Genomic DNA, 14,969 nt, shown 5'->3' on the forward strand with positions numbered 1-14,969 from the left:
TCATGTACCGCAGAGGAGAGCCAGAGCGGCAGTGGCGTGGCGGGCCGTTGCGAGGGCCGCGCCAGCCAGTCCGGGTGTCGCGAACTTGCGAACACTCGCACGCAAAATCCTGTAGGTACCTAGGGCGCCCTTGGCTATAACCCGAATCGCCACTCACGACCGCGGTTTCAAAAGGATCTACTCCGGGTAGCCGGTAACACGAGCCATGACTTGCGTGAGGTGAGTTCATGACAGGGACCGGAAAAGGCAAGCGACCGGACCGCATCGGGACCACCGACGTGGAGCGCCTGGAAACCGCGGTCGACGTCCTGCGCGCGCTGGACTACCGGCAGGGCGGCGCCTTTTGCCGGGACGCGGTGCACGTGGTGAAGACGGTCAGCCTCCTGCTCCATTGGGGCGCCGTCCCGGCCGCGCTCCGTTCGCGGTTGCTGACCGTGCTCGCCGATCTGCACAATCTGCTGGGCTGGACGGAATTCGACATCGGCCACCGGATACCGGCGCGGATCCGGTTCGGCCGCGCGCTCGACCTCGCCGCCGAGGCGCGGAACGACAATCTCGTGGCGAACATCTGCTACCGCCTCGGCAGGCTGGCCCTCCACCATGACGACGTCGAGGGCGGGCTCGGTCACCTGCGGCGGGGGCAGGCCGCCGCCCACCGGTCCGGATCCCGGCGGGCACAGGCGATCCTCACCGTCAACGAGGCCTGGGCACTGGCCAAAGCGGGTGACGAGCGTGCCGCCCTCACGAGTTTGGGACACGCGGAGAGCCAGTTCGAGGGAGCGGACGACTGGGCCACCGCACGCCCCTGGGAAGCCTTCTTCGGCACGACGGACATGGCCGCGATGCGCGGTACCGTCCTGACCGAACTGGCCCACGTCGTCACCCCGCGGCACAGCGACGAGGCGATCGACAGGCTTCGTGACGCCACCGCCGGTTACGGCGCGGACATGTCCCGCAGCCTGGCGCTCACCTTGATCATGCTCGCGCAGAACCACGCGCTCCAGGGCGACTTCGACGAAGCGGTCCGCACCGGGACCGAGGCGGTGGACCTCGCGCGCGGCCTCGGTTCCGCCCGGACCAAGGACCGCCTCGGCCCGCTGGCGGAACTGCTGCGGAACCACGCGACCGATTCCGGCTCCCGCGACCTGCTCGACCGGATCGACCGCTACCGCGCGGAACCGGCCCCGTAGCCGGCGAAGCGCCGTCCGAGCAGGATCGCGGTCGCCGCGAAACCGAGGCACAGGCCGGCCCACACGCCCCAGCCGCCCCAAGCGAACCCGTAGGCGCACAGGAACATCGCGGGCACACCGACCAGCCAGTACCCCACAAGAGTGCAACGGAGCCCGGAGACGGTATCGCCGAGCCCGCGCAGCAGGCCGACGAGGATGTTCTGGGTCCCCTTGCTGTACTGCTGCGCGATGGCGAACACCAGCAGGGTCGACGCGGTGCCGAGCACCACCGCGTCCGCCTCGCCGTGCAGGAACGGCCACAGCAGGAACTCGGGCACCACCAGGTATCCCAGGCTCACCACCGCCATGAAGCTCCACGAAAGGGTGAGTGCCTGACGCGCGATCACCGGAGCCCGCCGCGGTTCGCCGTGCGCGACCGCGCGGCTGACCAAAATGGACGATCCCTGGGACAGCCCGATGTTGGCCTGGTAGACGATGTAGGCGAGCTGGTTCGCGACGTTCGACGCGGCGAGCATCGCCGGGCCGAAAGCCCCCATCAGCACCGTCGCGATCGAGGTGATCGCGGCCTCCGATCCGTAGGTGAAACAGATCGGGGTCCCGTGCCGCACGATCCGCCGGACCACCGCCGGATCCGCACGCCAGAGCGCGAGCGACACCATCGGGCGCAGCCGCGGGTCCTTGCGCACGGCCGAGGCGAACACGGCGAGAGTGAAGAACTGGACCAGCGTCGTCGCCAGCCCGATCCCGGTGACGCCCAGTGCGGGCAGCCCCGCCCAGCCGTAGATGAAGGCGGCGTTCAGGGCGGCGTTGACCGCGATCGACACGCACGTCACCGCGAGGAGCGAACCGGGACGGCGCAGCCCGACGGCGAACTGGCGCAACACGTTCAGCCACACCATCGGGAACAGCCCGCCCGCCAGCGCGAACATCATCGCCCTGGCGAGCGAGACGATCTCCGGCTTCTGTCCCAGCAGGGGCAGGGCGGCCGCCAGTCCACAAAGGACGGCCGCCCCGACCGCCGCGGTCAGGGTCGCGACGAGCAGCGCCGACCGCAGGAGTGACCGGATCTCGTCCCGCGCGCGCTCGTCGGGTTCGTCCGTGCCGGTGCGGAGTTCACCGGCCCCGGCCGCCGTGGCCACCAGGTTCCCGACGCCGGTGACCATGCCGACGCACATGGTGCGGATCTGGTTGTAGAGCAGGATCGCCAGGCCGCCCGCCGCCACCGCGGTCACGCCGAGCAGGCCGAGCATGGCCAGGTCGACGCTGGTGAGCGCGACCTGTGCCAGCTGGATCCCCGCGATCGGCGCGGCGAGCGCGACGAGCGCCCGGTAGCCGCGCGCCGCCACCGCCGTGGTCACGCGCCCACCGCCACCGGTGCCGAACGAGCCCGCCGGTCGCGCGTGGCCACCCGCACGGACTCGGCGTAGGTGGTGAACCAGCGGTCCATCCGGCGATGGGCCAGTTCGTCGAGCACTCCCCTGGCGCGCAACCACTCGTCGTCGTAGACCGAGTCGAGGTACTTCTCCCCGGCGTCGTTGCAGAGCACCACGACGACGCTTCCGGCCGGATACGAGTAGAGCCGCCGCAGCGCGACGTGGATCGCGCCGCCGGTCGTCCCGCCGACCAGGACACCGGTGCGCCGGGCGATGACGCGGGCACCGGCGAAGGCGTCGCTGTCGGACACGCGGTGGGCTTCGCCGATCACGGACCGGTCCACGTTGTCCCCCACCGGGAATCCGGCCGGGCTGCCCGCCCCGGTCTGGTGGTAGATCCCCGGCGCGCCACCGAAGATGATCGAGCCGACGGGTTCGACGGCCACCGCGTGGGTGCCCGCTCCCGCCGCGCGCAGGGCCCGGGCGGTCCCGCACAGGGACCCGCCGGTGCCGATCGCCGCGACGAGCACGTCGACGTCGCCGAGCTGCTGCACCAGTTCCCGCGCCAGCCCGGCGTAACCGTTGCCGTTGCCGGGATGGTTGTGCTGGTCGGGGTGATAGGCGCCGGTTTCGGCGGCGATCCGGGCCGCGACCTGCCGCCGCTGGACCGAGCTCACCCCGCCGTCCGGCGGGCAGTCGACGAACACCAGTTCCGCGCCGAGCGCGCGCAGCATCCGGAGCTTTTCGCGGGCGGCGTGGTGATCGACGATGGCGGTGAACCGGTAGCCGCGCTCCAGCGCGACCAGCGCGAGCCCGTTCCCGGTGTTGCCGGACGTGGGTTCGACGATGTGCCCGCCCGGCAGCAGACGGCCGTCGATCTCCGCCTCGTCGATCATTTGCCGCGCCATGCGCACCTTGCACGAGCCCGTCGGGTTGAGGTGGTCGAGTTTGAGCAGGAGCCGCGTGCCGGTACCGGTGCGCGCGAGCTCCAGCAGCGGCGTGCCACCGATCAGGTCGGACGCGCGCTGGACGATCGTCATCGGATCTCCTGGATCGGGTAGTCGGTGTCGACGTGCCAGCGGTCGCCGTCGAGCACCACCTTCGGCGGCAGGGGGAGCTGGTGGAAACCGCTCTCGTTCTTGTCCATCTGGTAGCCGGCCGTGTTGGGGTACACGAGCAGGTCGCCGCCCTTCGGCCGCGCGGGCAGTTCCACCGCGCGCCAGGTCAGCACGTCGTACTCCATGCAGCTCGACCCGGCGACGATCGTGCGCACCGGCTCGCCGCCCGGCCCGTCCTGGCGCACCAGGAGCGGATCCGGCAGGAACTCGCTGCCCTTCCACTGTTCGGACAGGCTCATGGACAGCCCCGCGACCGTGGTGATCAGGTGGTCTTCGGCCGGTTTGCAGCCCAGCACCGGGAACACCGAGAACCCGGCGCCGTCGACGAGGGCCCGGCCCGGTTCGAGCAGCAGCTCGATCCCGTCCGCGCGCAGGCGATCCGCGAGCGGTTTCCCGGCGATGTCGTGCCGGAGGATGGCGGTGACCATCGCCGCGCCCGTCGGCGTCTGGTGATACGGGTAGGTCCGGGCCGGATTGCGGCCACCGTGGAACCAGCCGTCGTTCCTGCCGGACTCGAACCGCTCCCAATCGCCGGAGTCCACATAGGACACGGCGATCCCGCCGCCGATGCTGATCTTCGACGCGGGGTGCCCGAGCGCGCGGGCGTCGCGGCAAAGATCGATCAGGTACGCGGCGAGTTCCGCCCGCGGCACGGGATCGTAGCCGTCCAGATGGAACGAGAAACCGCGTACGACGACGGAATCCGCACACTGGCGCACGGCCATCGTCAGCGCTTCGGGGGCGAACCCGAACCGGCTCTCCGGCGCGGACGGCGGCCGCACCCGCAGCAGCACCTCCGCCGTCTCACCGAGCTCGGCGGCCAGGCGCGCGACGCGTTCCAGTTCGTCGGCCGCGTCCACCGCGATGAGGCAGTGATGCCGCAACGCGAGCCAGAGGAGGCCGTCCGGTTTGGCCGCGCCGGTCACCCCGATCGCTTCCCCGCGCAGGCCGTTTCCGAGGGCGTGCACCAGTTCGGGCACACTCGCGACGTCGACCCCGGCGCCGGGCCGGGCGCATTCCCGCAGCCACGTCGCCGCCTTGTTCGCCTTCTTCCCGTAGTAGACGGTGCCCGGCACGCGCTCGGCGGCGAGCGCCGCGATCATCCCGTCGAGGTTTTCGGCGAACGAAGCCGGATGGATCACGTGGAACGGGCCGCCGCCGATCGCGCGGGCGATCTCCCACAGGGTCTCGGAATCGCGTAACCGGTGGGCCCACGGGCGTTCGAGCGCGGGCAAAGGCGGGGACAGGGTGTCGATCAGGTCCACAGCGCCACCTCGCGGCCGCGGCCCGCGGCGATGGCGCGGGCGGCCAGCGCGTGCGCCACCGGGATGTCGGTGATGATCATGCCACTGCTGAAGGCGAACACGCGGTCGTCGTCACCGCAGCGGCCCGGCGCCCGGCCCGCGAGGATGTCCGGCAGCTCGGCGTCGATGCGGAACACGCCGTCCGGGCCCGCCATCCGCTGACCGGTCACCTCGACCTGCGCGCCGTTGGTGGCCACCGTGTAGTCGGCCTCGGCGAGCGTGCCCTCCTGGACTCCCTTGCTGGCGACGGAGATCAGCAGCCCGCCCGGCGGCAGCCAGCCGAGACGGATCTTCGGGTGCGCGGCCCGGCCCGAAGCGGCGACCACGATGTCGGACTCGCGCGCCGCGGCCTCCACGTCGTCGACGAGTTCGACCTCGCGGTCCGGGAACCGGTCCTTCACCGCGGCGACGCTGTCGCGCAGTCCGTCGGGATGCGTGCCGAACAGGCGCAGCCGTTCGAGCCCCGGCAACGCGGTGAGCAGGTACGGCAGGGTCCGGATCCCCTGCGCGCCGGTGCCGACCATGAGCGCGGTGCGCGCCCCCGGCCGGGCACAGGTCCGCGCGATCAGCGCGGTGCTGGCGGGCGTGCGGGTGGCGCCGACCCGATGGCAGTCCATGAGCGCGAACGGGAGGCCGGTGGTGTCGTCGTAGAGGGTGATCGTCGTGTAGTACTTCTCGGCCGACGTGCTTCCCTGCCGGTAGCTCGTCTTGAACGCGGCCTGTTCGAGGGAACCGTCGTAACCGAGCATCGAGTACGCGACGGCGTCCCGCGCGGGATCCGGCATCGGCACCATCAGCTTCGCCGGGTTGCGCGACGCTCCGGACGCGTAGGCGAGGTAGCCGTCTTCGACCATCGTGATCGCCTCGTGCGGCGCGAGTTCGAGGTTGTGCAGATCCGTCCGGGTGAGGATGTGCAGCGAGGGGCCGGAGTTCATGAACGGTCGACCTTTCTGGTGGACAGGATGGTGGACGGTGTGACACGCGCGTCCCGGATCTCGAGAGCGCGATCGGAGCACGCACCGACCAAGGGCAGGTCATGGCTGATGAAGAGCACGCCGAGGCCGTCTTCGTCCGCGGCACGGCGCACGGTCGTGACGACGGCGGCGGTCGTCGCCGGATCGAGCGCGGCGGTCATCTCGTCGCACAGGAGGTAGCGGGGTTCGCCGACGAGCGCGCGGGCGATCGCGGCCCGCTGCAACTGCCCGTCCGACACCTGGCGCGGGTACCGGTCCAGCAGTCCGGACGGGAGATCCGCCTTGGCGCACAAGCGTTCCCAGTCCACGCCGGACTCGGTCGCGCAGATCTCGATCGACCGGCGCAGGGTCAGGCGGGGATCGACGGACCGGCGCGGGGACTGGAAGAGCATCGCCACCCGGCCGCCGATGCGCACCTCGCCTTCCAGCGGCTTGTCGAGTCCGGCGAGGACGCGGGCCAGCGACGTCTTGCCGCTGCCGGACGGCCCGACGAGACCGACGATCTCCCCCGGCCCGACGTCCAGGTCGACGCCGGAGAGCAGCGGCGTGCGGCCGTGGCCGACCGCGACAGAGCGAACCGAAAGCATGATCAACTCCCGTGGTGACGGTCGGCGGGCAACGGATTCAGCCCGTTTTCGGGAAGCGCGGCCAGCAGGTCGCGGGTGTAGTCGTGCTTCGGCGTCGTGAGGACGTCGGCCGCGCGCCCGGTCTCGACGACACGCGAAGCGAGCATCACGGTCAGGTCCGCGTCGTCCGGCAGCGCACCGAGGTCGTGGGTGGTCACCAGCACGACGCGGTCCCGGCCCAGCCCGGTGAGCAACGCGACGATGTCGCTTGACCGCTCCCGGTCGAGCGCGGACGTCGGTTCGTCCGCGACCACCACCGGCGGATCGCCCGCCAGCGCGGCCGCGATCGCCGCCCGCTGCACCATCCCGCCCGAAAGCTCGTGCGGGTACTTCCTCAGCGCGCCGGCTTCGAGGCCCACGAGCGCGAGCAGTTCCTCCGGCCCGCGTTCGCCGCGAAGGTGGCGAACCGTTTCCGCGAGCTGCCCGCCGAGCCGCCGGACGGGCGTGAAGCAGGTCATCGCGGACTGTGGCACCACACCGATCACGCTTCCCCTGCGCGGTTCCGGATGGCCGTCGACCGACACCTTCCCGGTCAGCTTCGCGGAAGCGGGGAGAAGCCCGGTCACGGCCGCGCACAGGGTGGACTTCCCCGAACCCGAGCCGCCGATCACGAAATGCGGCCTGCCGGGCAGGGCGACGAGATCGACGTCCGTGAGCGCGTGACCGGCGGGGTACCGCACGTTGACGCCTTCGAGCGACAGCGTCACGCCATCACCTCCGGACGACGGGTCAACGACCGGCCCAGCGCCGAAAGCGCCAGGGTGACCGCGACGATCGCGCCCGCCGGGAACACCAGCCGCCACCAGTGCCCGAGCAGCAGCGCTTCCCCGGACTCGGCGAGCAGCGTGCCCAGCGAGGCCTGGTGCGGCGGCAACCCGACACCGAGGAAGGACAGTGTCGACTCGTGCCATACGGCGTGGGCGACCAGGAGTACCGCGGCCACCCCGGCCTGACCCGCCGCGACGGGCAGGAAGTGGATCCGCGCGATCCGCGCCCCCGGCAGTCCCCTGAGGCGCGCCACCTGGACGTATTCGGCGTCACGTAAGGAAAGCAGCTCGGCGCGCACGACACGGGCGGTCGCCGTCCAGTGCGTGAGCACGAGCGAAACGACGATGGCGACGAGCGAACCCCGGAACAACGTGACGATGAGCAGGGAAAGCAGGAGACTGGGGATGGCCGTCATCGCGTCGGCGACGCGCATCCCGATGCGGTCCCACCAGCCACCGAACGCCCCGGCCGTGACACCGACGAAAAGCCCGACGATCGTGGACAGGACGGCGGTGGCCAGCGAGATCCCCAGCGACACCCGCATACCCATCGCGACCAGGGTGAACAGATCGCGTCCCGAGGCGTCGGTACCGAACCAGTTCCCGGCTCCGGGACCCCGGTCTCCGGCCGCGAAGTCCGTGACGGCTTCGTCGATCGGGTGCGCGAGCGGGGTGACGATCGCGTAGGCGGCCAAGACCGTCACGGCCGCACCAGCGATCCAGGCGGCGCGTTTGTCAGCCATCGGCCTCGATCCTCGGGTCGACGGCGATCGCGGCGGCGTCCGCGGCGAGGTTGCCCGCCACCACCAGCCCCACCGTGAGCACGGTGACGATCGCCAGCAGCGGGAAGTCCAGCGCCCGCGCGGAATCCACCGTCGCGTCGCCGAGACCCGGCCACGCGAACACGGTTTCCACCACGGTCGCGCCGACGAGCAGCTCCGGCAGCCTTCCGCCGATGAGGGCGAAGAAGGGCGCCGAAGCCATCGGCAGCACGTGTCCACTGTGGACGACGCGCGGCGGGAGGCCCCGGGCGTACGCGCCCCGGACGGCGTCGCTGCCCATGGCCCCGGTGATGGCTTCGCGCAGGCCCAGCGCCAGCCACGGCACCTGCGAAACCCCGAGTACCAGCGCGGGCAGGACGAGATGGCGCGCGGCCGAAGCCGCCGTGATCGGCTCCCCCGGATCCGTGAGTCCCGACGTCGGGAACAGGCGGAGCGTGACGGCGAACAGCAGGACCGCGCCGAGTGCGACGATGAACGGCGGTACGGCCTGCAGCACCACGGCGATCGCGCTGATCACCTTGTCGGCGAAACCGCCGGCCCGCAGCCCGGCCGTGATCCCGAGCGCGCACGCCAGCACCACCGCCACCACCGAACCGGCGAAGCCCAGCAACGCCGTCCACCCCAGCCGTTCGGCGAGCACCTGCGCGACGGGTTCGTGATACGCCCGCGAGTACCCGAAATCGCCGGTCACCGCGCCGGAGATCCAGTGCCACCAAGCCGAGATCCAGCTCTGGTCGAGCCCGAGGGTGTGGCGGAGCACCTCGCGTTCGGCCTCCGTGTAGCCGTCGCCCGACCCGCCGAGATAGGCCTCGAGCGGGTCGAACGGACTGGCCGCGGCCAGCGCGAAGGCCGCCAGCGAGACGACGAGGACCAACGGGACGCCGAACAGCAGGCGGCGTACGGCGAGACGACCGATCCGGGCGCGGCGCGACCGCGTCACTTCCGCGTCCAGCGCGCCAGGGAGTACCACGGTCCCCAGGCCACGCCGTGGCTGTGCGGTTCCAGCGCGGTGGCCCCGGGCTGCCAGCCGTTGTCACGCAGCACGTACACGTGGTTCTCCGCGACGAGCGCGAGCATGCCCGGCGCGGCGTGGTAGGCGGCCTGGAAGTCCCGGTACAGCTTGGCGCGCTTGGCCGGATCACGTTCGACGCGCGCCGCCTCCAGCGCTTTGTCGACTTCCGGGTTCACGTAGTCCGAGGCGTTGTCCCACTTCGATCCCACGCCCTTGGCCGCGTACCGGGAGTGGAACTTCGGGTACAGCTGAGTGTCCACTGTGTACGGTTGCCCACCGCCGCCGAGCAGGAACGCGGTGCTCGCCAGGTACTGCGGGGTCATGGTCGACTTCTCCACCGCGACCGGCTTCATCTCGATGCCGATCTTCTTGGCGTCGGAGACGGTGGCCATCGTGAGATCGCGGCGCAGGGTCTCCGTCGGGTAGTAGGCCACGTCGAACTGCGCGCGGCGGCCGTCACGTTCGCGGACGCCGTCGGCGCCGACACGCCACCCCGCGTCGTCGAGGACCTTCCGCGCGCGGTCCGCGTCGAAGGTGAAGTCCTGCGCGGGATCGTAGGCGTCACCGAACAGCGGGGTGACCAGGGTCGAGACGGGGGTTCCCTCACCCTGCAGGATGTCGCGAACCATCGCGCCGCGGTCGACCCCGAGGTTCAGCGCGAGCCGGACGGCCGCGTCACCGGCCACCGGGTTGCCGCTGGGAAGCGTGACGCCGAGCCAATCGTTGGCCTTGCTGACCACCGTGCGGTAGCCGTCCTTCGCGACGGCGCGCGCGAGCGCCGGGGACAGCCGGGTGCCGTCCGCGCTGCCCGCGAGTTGCGCCGCGCGAGCCTTCTCGTCGTCGGTTCGCCGCACCACGAAGGTCTTCACCTGCGGTTTGGTGCCCCAGTACCCGTCGCGCGCGGTGAGGACGACCTGATCCGGACGCAGCTCCGTCAGCGCGTACGGCCCCGTCCCGACCGGGTGGTCGCCGAGCGGCAGCTTGTCCGCGGGCCCGGGCGCCGCCAGCGACTCCGACGGCGCGATCGCGAGGAACAGCCGGTGCGGCACATCGCCGTAGGCGCCGTTCAGCAGGAAATCGACGGTGTCCGGCCCCGAAACCTGAGCGGTACGAAGGAAATCGAAGTTCGCCGCGATCGGCGACGCGAACTTCGGATCGACGACGGCGTTGTACGTCGCGACGACGTCCTCGGGCCCGAACGGCGTCCCGTCCGAGAAAGTGACGCCCTTGCGGGTCTTCACCCGCCAATGGCCGAGGTCGCCGTCGACGGGCTCGGGAGCTCCCTCCGCGAGAACCGGGACCGCGTCCGGGATGCGGTCGTCCTGACCTTCCGCGACGCGGTACAGGCTCTCGTAGATCTTCGATTCGCCGTTGCCGCCGTGTCCGGTCAGGGGATTGAACCTGCCGAGTTCCTCGGCGTCGATCACGACGAACCGGTCGGGCGCACCCCCGGACGCTCCCGGCGCACCGCAGCCGACGAGTGCGGCGGCGGAGAAAGTGACGAGTGATGTGACGAGCAGGCGCGAAGGCCGACGATGGAAAAGCACGGCCGCAGCTTAATGAAAATGATAGTCTTTATCATTAACTGTGAGCCTTGTCACCCTCCAGGTCGCGAGCTGAAGGGGCCTTTCCCCGCGTCTCACGCGGCGAAGGACGCTTTCGTCGCATGACATGAGGGGAAAGCGTCCTTCAGCCCCCTAAGCTGGCTCACCTCGCCGAACGACCGCAGGAGCCGTCATGAGTGGATCTTGGAATGCCGCGGAAAGCCGCGCGCGGGCGGAAGAAGTCCGGGATCTCCACGCGATCAGCCATCTCGCGCGCTCCGGCGACGACGGAGACGGCTTGGCGCCGACCGGCCCGCTGGCGGGCCTTCCGTTGGTGATCAAGGACAACATCCACGTCGCGGGCATGCCGAACACCGCGGGCACCCCGGCGCTCGCGGACCACGTCCCACGCGAGCACGCGAGCGTGGTCCGGCGGCTCGTCGACGCGGGCGCCGTCGTCATCGGCAAGGCGACCATGCACGAGCTCGCGTTCGGCATCACCTGCGACACGACTCCCCTGGGACCGGTCCGCAACGCCTGTGACCCGTTCCGGTTCGCCGGGGGCAGCAGCGGCGGGACCGCGGTCGCCGTCGCGGCGGGCGTCGTCCCGGCCGGTCTGGGCACCGACACCGGAGGCTCGGTGCGCGTTCCCGCCGCGCTCAACGGGGTTTGCGGGTTCCGGCCCACCACGGGCCGCTACCCGTCCGACGGCATGACACCGCTGAGCAGCACCCGCGACACGGCCGGGCCGATCGCCCGCACGGTCGGCGATCTCGCGCTCCTCGACGCGGTGCTCGCGGCGGAGGAACCGGAGACCCTGACCGAAATCCCGCCGTCGGCGCTTCGGCTGGGCGTGCCACACGGTTTCCTGACCGGCGATTTGGACGACGAAGTCGAAGAACTGTGGGCGTCCGCGGTGACCCGGCTGAGCGCGGCCGGGTTCACCCTGGTGCCGATCGACGACACCACGCTCGCCGAACTCAGCGCCGATCAGGGAATGCCGCTGGTGATCCACGAAGCAGGCGTCGGACTCCGGTCCTACCTGAGCGAGTACGTACCCGGAGTTTCGTTCGAGCAACTCGTCAAGGCGGTCGCCGCGGCCGACGTCCAGGCGATCTTCGCCGACTCGGTCCTACCAGGTGTCGATCCGGCCGTCTACGAAGCGGCCCTCGTCGCCCGCTCGGCCCTGCGTCGCACCTACGCGACGATCTTCGGCGAGAGCGGCATCGACGCACTGGTATTTCCCACCACACCGGCGATCGCCCAGGACTTCTCGGCCGTCGCGAACTTCGTGCACCGCGGGCGCGTGGTCCCCACCTTCCCGACCTTCATCCGCAACTGCCAGCCCGGCAGCATCGCGGGCGTCCCCGGCCTGACCGTCCCGATGGGCCGCGGCCCCAGCGGCCTCCCCGCCGGGCTGGCGCTCGACGGCGCCATCGGCGAAGACCGGAAACTGCTGGCAGTAGGCGCTTCCGTCGAACGAGCTCTCAGCTGACCTGGACGCTGGCCTGAAGCGCGCGGATGAGCGCGGTCGCGGCGGGCGGGTCCGGCGGATCGCCGTAGGTGACGGCGTAGATCTGGCGAGGATCTTCCGCCAGTTCGGTGGTGTGGATGCCCGGCAGCCGATGAGCGCGAAGCGCCAGGCGGGGCAGCGTGGTGACGCCCATGCGCGCGGCGACCAGTGACTGCATGACGACGATGTCGTCGCTGACCAGGGAAATGCGCGGAGTGAACCCGGCCCGGCCGCAGATCGTGACGAGCTCGTCCTGACATCGGGTGCAGCCGCCGATCCAGATCGAGTCACGGTGATCGGCGATGGTCTGCCCCGGTTCGCTGGTGATCAAATAGATCGGGTCCTCGAGAAGATGGACCAGCCGGAGCCCCTGGTCCTCCCGCGGGGTGTCGGCGTACCGGAAGATCAAGGCGACATCGATCTGCCCTTCCCGCAGCATGCGAAGCGCCTCGACCGGATGTTCGTCGACCAGTCCCAGCTCGATCCCGGGATGAGCGCGGGCCAGCGAAGCGGCCGCCTCGGGAACGATGGTGCTCAAGACCGACTGGAACCCCGCCATCCGGACCCGCCCGGCCCTCAGCCCCACCTGCGCGGCCAGCTCCGCCTCGGCGCCTTCGACCCGGCCGACGATCTCGGCCGCGCGGGCGGCCAGCAGGTTTCCTTCGGGGGTGAGCCGAATTCCGCGGCCGATCCGCTGGATCAGCTTCGCGCCGGTCTCGGCTTCCAACCGCGCGAGATGGTGGCTCACCGCCGGCTGGGTGTAATGCAGTTCCTTCGCCGCGGCGGTCATCGAACCATGCCGCGCGACAGCGTCCAGCACCATCAGTTGGACCAGATTCAGCATACATGAAGAGTACCTATATATAGGAAAGAACGTCGTCATTAGACGCCGGGCGGAGAGCGGACCACGATGATAAGCGACCAGAAGGAGAGTGAGAATGACCGCCGCGTCCACCACCCCGTCCACCTATGTCAGACCCGGTCTCGCGGAGCTCATAAAACGCCTTCGCGAGTGCACCGGGCGAACATCCGAACCCCACGCCACCGCACAGGCCGTGGCGGCCGTCCTCACCGGGCTCCGCCCGACGCCGTACCTCCTCACCCCGGTGGAACGGGAAGGGGCCGCCGGCGGTTACACCCGCAACACCCTGCACGCCGAGTCCACCTTCTCGATCACCGCACTGGTCTGGCGGCCCGGCCAGCTGACCGAGATCCACGACCACCTGGTGTGGTGCACATTCCTTGTCCTCCAAGGAACCGAGACGGAGAACATCTTCGACATCGACGGCGACCGGCTGGTCCGGACAGCCCAGCGGCAACGCCCGGCGGGCTCGGTCAGCGGTGTCGCGCCGCCCGACGACATCCACCAGGTGCACAACACCGGCGACACCGTCGCCATCACCTTGCACGTCTACGGCGCCGACCTCAGCAAGGGAACCAGCGTCCGCCGCAAATACGAGCAGCGCGCCACTCCGAAGTACATGGAGTAAGCGGCAGAGCCATTTCGGCTAACCGGCATTTCCGATGCCGGGAAATTCGTCACGACCACTTTTTCACCGGCTCACGCGCGCATCCCGGAATCCGGCGGCGGACGCAATGTCGACGACGATCGGTGTTCGTGGCAGAGCCATCAAAGGGTCCAGGTGTAGGCGGGGGTGATCGATCGCTCGAAGAAGGACTTGGGCAACCGGGGAAGCATCGCGTCGCGCAAGGCGATCAGCGGCGGGGAAGTCCAGTGCGCGGGAGCCCCGACCTGCCGGGAGCGCCGGGCGATCAGCTGGGTTCGAGGCCTGCGGGAACGGTCGTATTCTTCAAGTCCCGCGGGCACTCCCAGCTTGTCGACGACGGCGGCGAGCGTGACGGCGTCCTCGAGTGCCTGGCACGCACCCTGTCCCAGGTTGGGAGTCATGGCGTGCGCGGCGTCGCCGAGCAGGGCGACCGTGCCGGACACGTAGGTGGGCAACTCCGGCAACTGGTGGACGTCGTGCTGCGACACCGTCTCCTCCCGCGCCGCCGACAACAACGCGGGAATCGGGTCGTGCCAGCGCGCGAACCGTTCGCGCAGCCGGTCCAGACCGGTACGCGAACGAGCGGGAGCGTTGGCCATCACGTAGCAATAGACGCGGCCGTCAGGCAACGGCAGATGCCCGAACCGTTCGCCGCGGCCCCAGGTTTCGACGCTTTCACCGACAGGGTGCGGCGGGACGATGAAGCGCCAAGTGGTGTACCCGACGTAGCGCGGCCCGGGAATCTCGGGCCAGAGAGACCGCCGGGTCACACTGTGCACGCCGTCGGCGCCCACGACGAGGTCCGCGACGGTCTCGCCACCGCCGTGCACGACAGTGCCGTCGGGCCGCACCGCACGCACGTCGGTGCCGGGCCGAAGCGCCCGCGCGGGCAGCGCCTCGACGAGCAGGTCGATCAGGTCGGCGCGATGCACGGTCACCCACTGGCCGAACCGCCGCCGCAGATCGTCGACGTCGTTGCGGACCAGCCACCGCCCGTTCGCGAGACGCACACCCGCGACCGGGTCCGCCAGTCCACCGTCGCGAAGACGGTCGCCCAGGCCGATCGCGTCCAGCGCGCGCAAGGCGTTGGGCTGGATCGACACCCCCGCGCCGATCTCGGTGAACTCGGGCGCGCGCTCGAGCACCTCGACCTCCCAGCCGCGCCGGTGGAACGCGACGGCGGCGGCAAGCCCGCCGATCCCGCCTCCCACGATGGTCACCTTCATCGAGTTCTCCTTAATGATTCTAGGCTAGCTTA

Annotated in this window: 14 protein-coding genes; 3 read left to right on the forward strand and 11 right to left on the reverse strand. The window is 70.5% G+C overall.

Translation table 11 applies throughout. The features are described from left to right. Window positions 1-227 precede the first annotated feature (227 nt). Window positions 228-1,190 carry a hypothetical protein gene (locus tag BKN51_RS24820; protein WP_101609881.1) on the forward strand — a complete coding sequence of 321 codons (963 nt, stop codon included), beginning with the start codon at window positions 228-230 and terminating at the stop codon, window positions 1,188-1,190. Here BKN51_RS24820 and BKN51_RS24825 read toward each other — a convergent pair. The 9 genes from BKN51_RS24825 to BKN51_RS24865 are packed head-to-tail and all read right to left on the reverse strand — an operon-like array spanning window position 1,166 to window position 10,693. Then, window positions 1,166-2,548 carry an MATE family efflux transporter gene (locus tag BKN51_RS24825; protein WP_101609882.1) on the reverse strand — a complete coding sequence of 461 codons (1,383 nt, stop codon included), beginning with the start codon at window positions 2,546-2,548 and terminating at the stop codon, window positions 1,166-1,168. The two genes, BKN51_RS24820 and BKN51_RS24825, sit on opposite strands and share 25 nt — an antisense overlap. Next, complete coding sequence (locus BKN51_RS24830) at window positions 2,545-3,603, reverse strand: PLP-dependent cysteine synthase family protein (protein WP_101609883.1); 1,059 nt, start codon at window positions 3,601-3,603, stop codon at window positions 2,545-2,547. The genes BKN51_RS24825 and BKN51_RS24830 overlap by 4 nt, the downstream gene beginning before the upstream one ends. Beyond that, window positions 3,600-4,946: an alanine racemase gene (locus BKN51_RS24835; protein ID WP_101609885.1), complete on the reverse strand. Its 1,347-nt coding sequence runs from the start codon at window positions 4,944-4,946 to the stop codon at window positions 3,600-3,602. The genes BKN51_RS24830 and BKN51_RS24835 overlap by 4 nt, the downstream gene beginning before the upstream one ends. Continuing rightward, window positions 4,937-5,920, reverse strand: coding sequence for an ornithine cyclodeaminase (locus BKN51_RS24840; protein WP_101609886.1), 984 nt, complete (start codon window positions 5,918-5,920; stop codon window positions 4,937-4,939). The genes BKN51_RS24835 and BKN51_RS24840 overlap by 10 nt, the downstream gene beginning before the upstream one ends. Beyond that, window positions 5,917-6,546, reverse strand: coding sequence for an ABC transporter ATP-binding protein (locus tag BKN51_RS24845; protein WP_101609888.1), 630 nt, complete (start codon window positions 6,544-6,546; stop codon window positions 5,917-5,919). Before BKN51_RS24845 ends, BKN51_RS24840 begins: the two co-directional genes overlap by 4 nt. Window positions 6,547-6,548: 2 nt before the next feature. After that, complete coding sequence (locus BKN51_RS24850; protein WP_158255737.1) at window positions 6,549-7,292, reverse strand: ATP-binding cassette domain-containing protein; 744 nt, start codon at window positions 7,290-7,292, stop codon at window positions 6,549-6,551. Next, window positions 7,289-8,095: an ABC transporter permease gene (locus BKN51_RS24855; protein WP_101609892.1), complete on the reverse strand. Its 807-nt coding sequence runs from the start codon at window positions 8,093-8,095 to the stop codon at window positions 7,289-7,291. The genes BKN51_RS24850 and BKN51_RS24855 overlap by 4 nt, the downstream gene beginning before the upstream one ends. Continuing rightward, on the reverse strand, window positions 8,088-9,104 hold the full coding sequence (locus BKN51_RS24860; RefSeq protein WP_233223000.1) for an ABC transporter permease: 1,017 nt from the start codon (window positions 9,102-9,104) through the stop codon (window positions 8,088-8,090). The genes BKN51_RS24855 and BKN51_RS24860 overlap by 8 nt, the downstream gene beginning before the upstream one ends. Then, window positions 9,071-10,693 (reverse strand): ABC transporter substrate-binding protein, encoded by a 1,623-nt coding sequence (locus BKN51_RS24865; RefSeq protein WP_199192911.1) that lies wholly within the window; start codon window positions 10,691-10,693, stop codon window positions 9,071-9,073. The genes BKN51_RS24860 and BKN51_RS24865 overlap by 34 nt, the downstream gene beginning before the upstream one ends. 190 nt (window positions 10,694-10,883) lie before the next feature. On the opposite strand from BKN51_RS24865, the gene BKN51_RS24870 reads away from it, so the two are divergent. Then, entirely contained in the window at window positions 10,884-12,185 is a 1,302-nt protein-coding gene (locus BKN51_RS24870; RefSeq protein ID WP_101609894.1) for an amidase family protein, read from the forward strand. Here the strand turns inward: BKN51_RS24870 and BKN51_RS24875 are convergent. After that, complete coding sequence (locus BKN51_RS24875) at window positions 12,178-13,047, reverse strand: LysR family transcriptional regulator (RefSeq protein WP_101609895.1); 870 nt, start codon at window positions 13,045-13,047, stop codon at window positions 12,178-12,180. The two genes, BKN51_RS24870 and BKN51_RS24875, sit on opposite strands and share 8 nt — an antisense overlap. 94 nt (window positions 13,048-13,141) lie before the next feature. Between BKN51_RS24875 and BKN51_RS24880 the strand changes: the two genes are divergently transcribed. Then, a complete protein-coding gene (locus BKN51_RS24880; RefSeq protein WP_101609897.1) occupies window positions 13,142-13,693 on the forward strand; it encodes a cysteine dioxygenase family protein in 552 nt (183 codons plus the stop codon). Window positions 13,694-13,833: 140 nt separating this feature from the next. On the opposite strand, the gene BKN51_RS24885 is transcribed toward BKN51_RS24880, so the two are convergent. Beyond that, window positions 13,834-14,937, reverse strand: coding sequence for an FAD-dependent monooxygenase (locus tag BKN51_RS24885; RefSeq protein ID WP_101609899.1), 1,104 nt, complete (start codon window positions 14,935-14,937; stop codon window positions 13,834-13,836). Between the last annotated feature and the right edge of the window lie 32 nt (window positions 14,938-14,969).

Source organism: Amycolatopsis sp. BJA-103 (assembly GCF_002849735.1).
Taxonomy (GTDB): domain Bacteria; phylum Actinomycetota; class Actinomycetes; order Mycobacteriales; family Pseudonocardiaceae; genus Amycolatopsis.

What these genes read in the sequence shown, in the direction of transcription:
- BKN51_RS24820 (WP_101609881.1), top strand. Translation starts at nt 228, where the DNA reads ATGACAGGGACCGGAAAAGGCAAGCGACCGGACCGCATCGGGACCACC.
- BKN51_RS24830 (WP_101609883.1), bottom strand. Translation starts at nt 3,603, where the DNA reads ATGACGATCGTCCAGCGCGCGTCCGACCTGATCGGTGGCACGCCGCTG.
- BKN51_RS24840 (WP_101609886.1), bottom strand. Translation starts at nt 5,920, where the DNA reads ATGAACTCCGGCCCCTCGCTGCACATCCTCACCCGGACGGATCTGCAC.
- BKN51_RS24845 (WP_101609888.1), bottom strand. Translation starts at nt 6,546, where the DNA reads ATGCTTTCGGTTCGCTCTGTCGCGGTCGGCCACGGCCGCACGCCGCTG.
- BKN51_RS24855 (WP_101609892.1), bottom strand. Translation starts at nt 8,095, where the DNA reads ATGGCTGACAAACGCGCCGCCTGGATCGCTGGTGCGGCCGTGACGGTC.
- BKN51_RS24870 (WP_101609894.1), top strand. Translation starts at nt 10,884, where the DNA reads ATGAGTGGATCTTGGAATGCCGCGGAAAGCCGCGCGCGGGCGGAAGAA.
- BKN51_RS24875 (WP_101609895.1), bottom strand. Translation starts at nt 13,047, where the DNA reads ATGCTGAATCTGGTCCAACTGATGGTGCTGGACGCTGTCGCGCGGCAT.
- BKN51_RS24880 (WP_101609897.1), top strand. Translation starts at nt 13,142, where the DNA reads ATGACCGCCGCGTCCACCACCCCGTCCACCTATGTCAGACCCGGTCTC.
- BKN51_RS24885 (WP_101609899.1), bottom strand. Translation starts at nt 14,937, where the DNA reads ATGAAGGTGACCATCGTGGGAGGCGGGATCGGCGGGCTTGCCGCCGCC.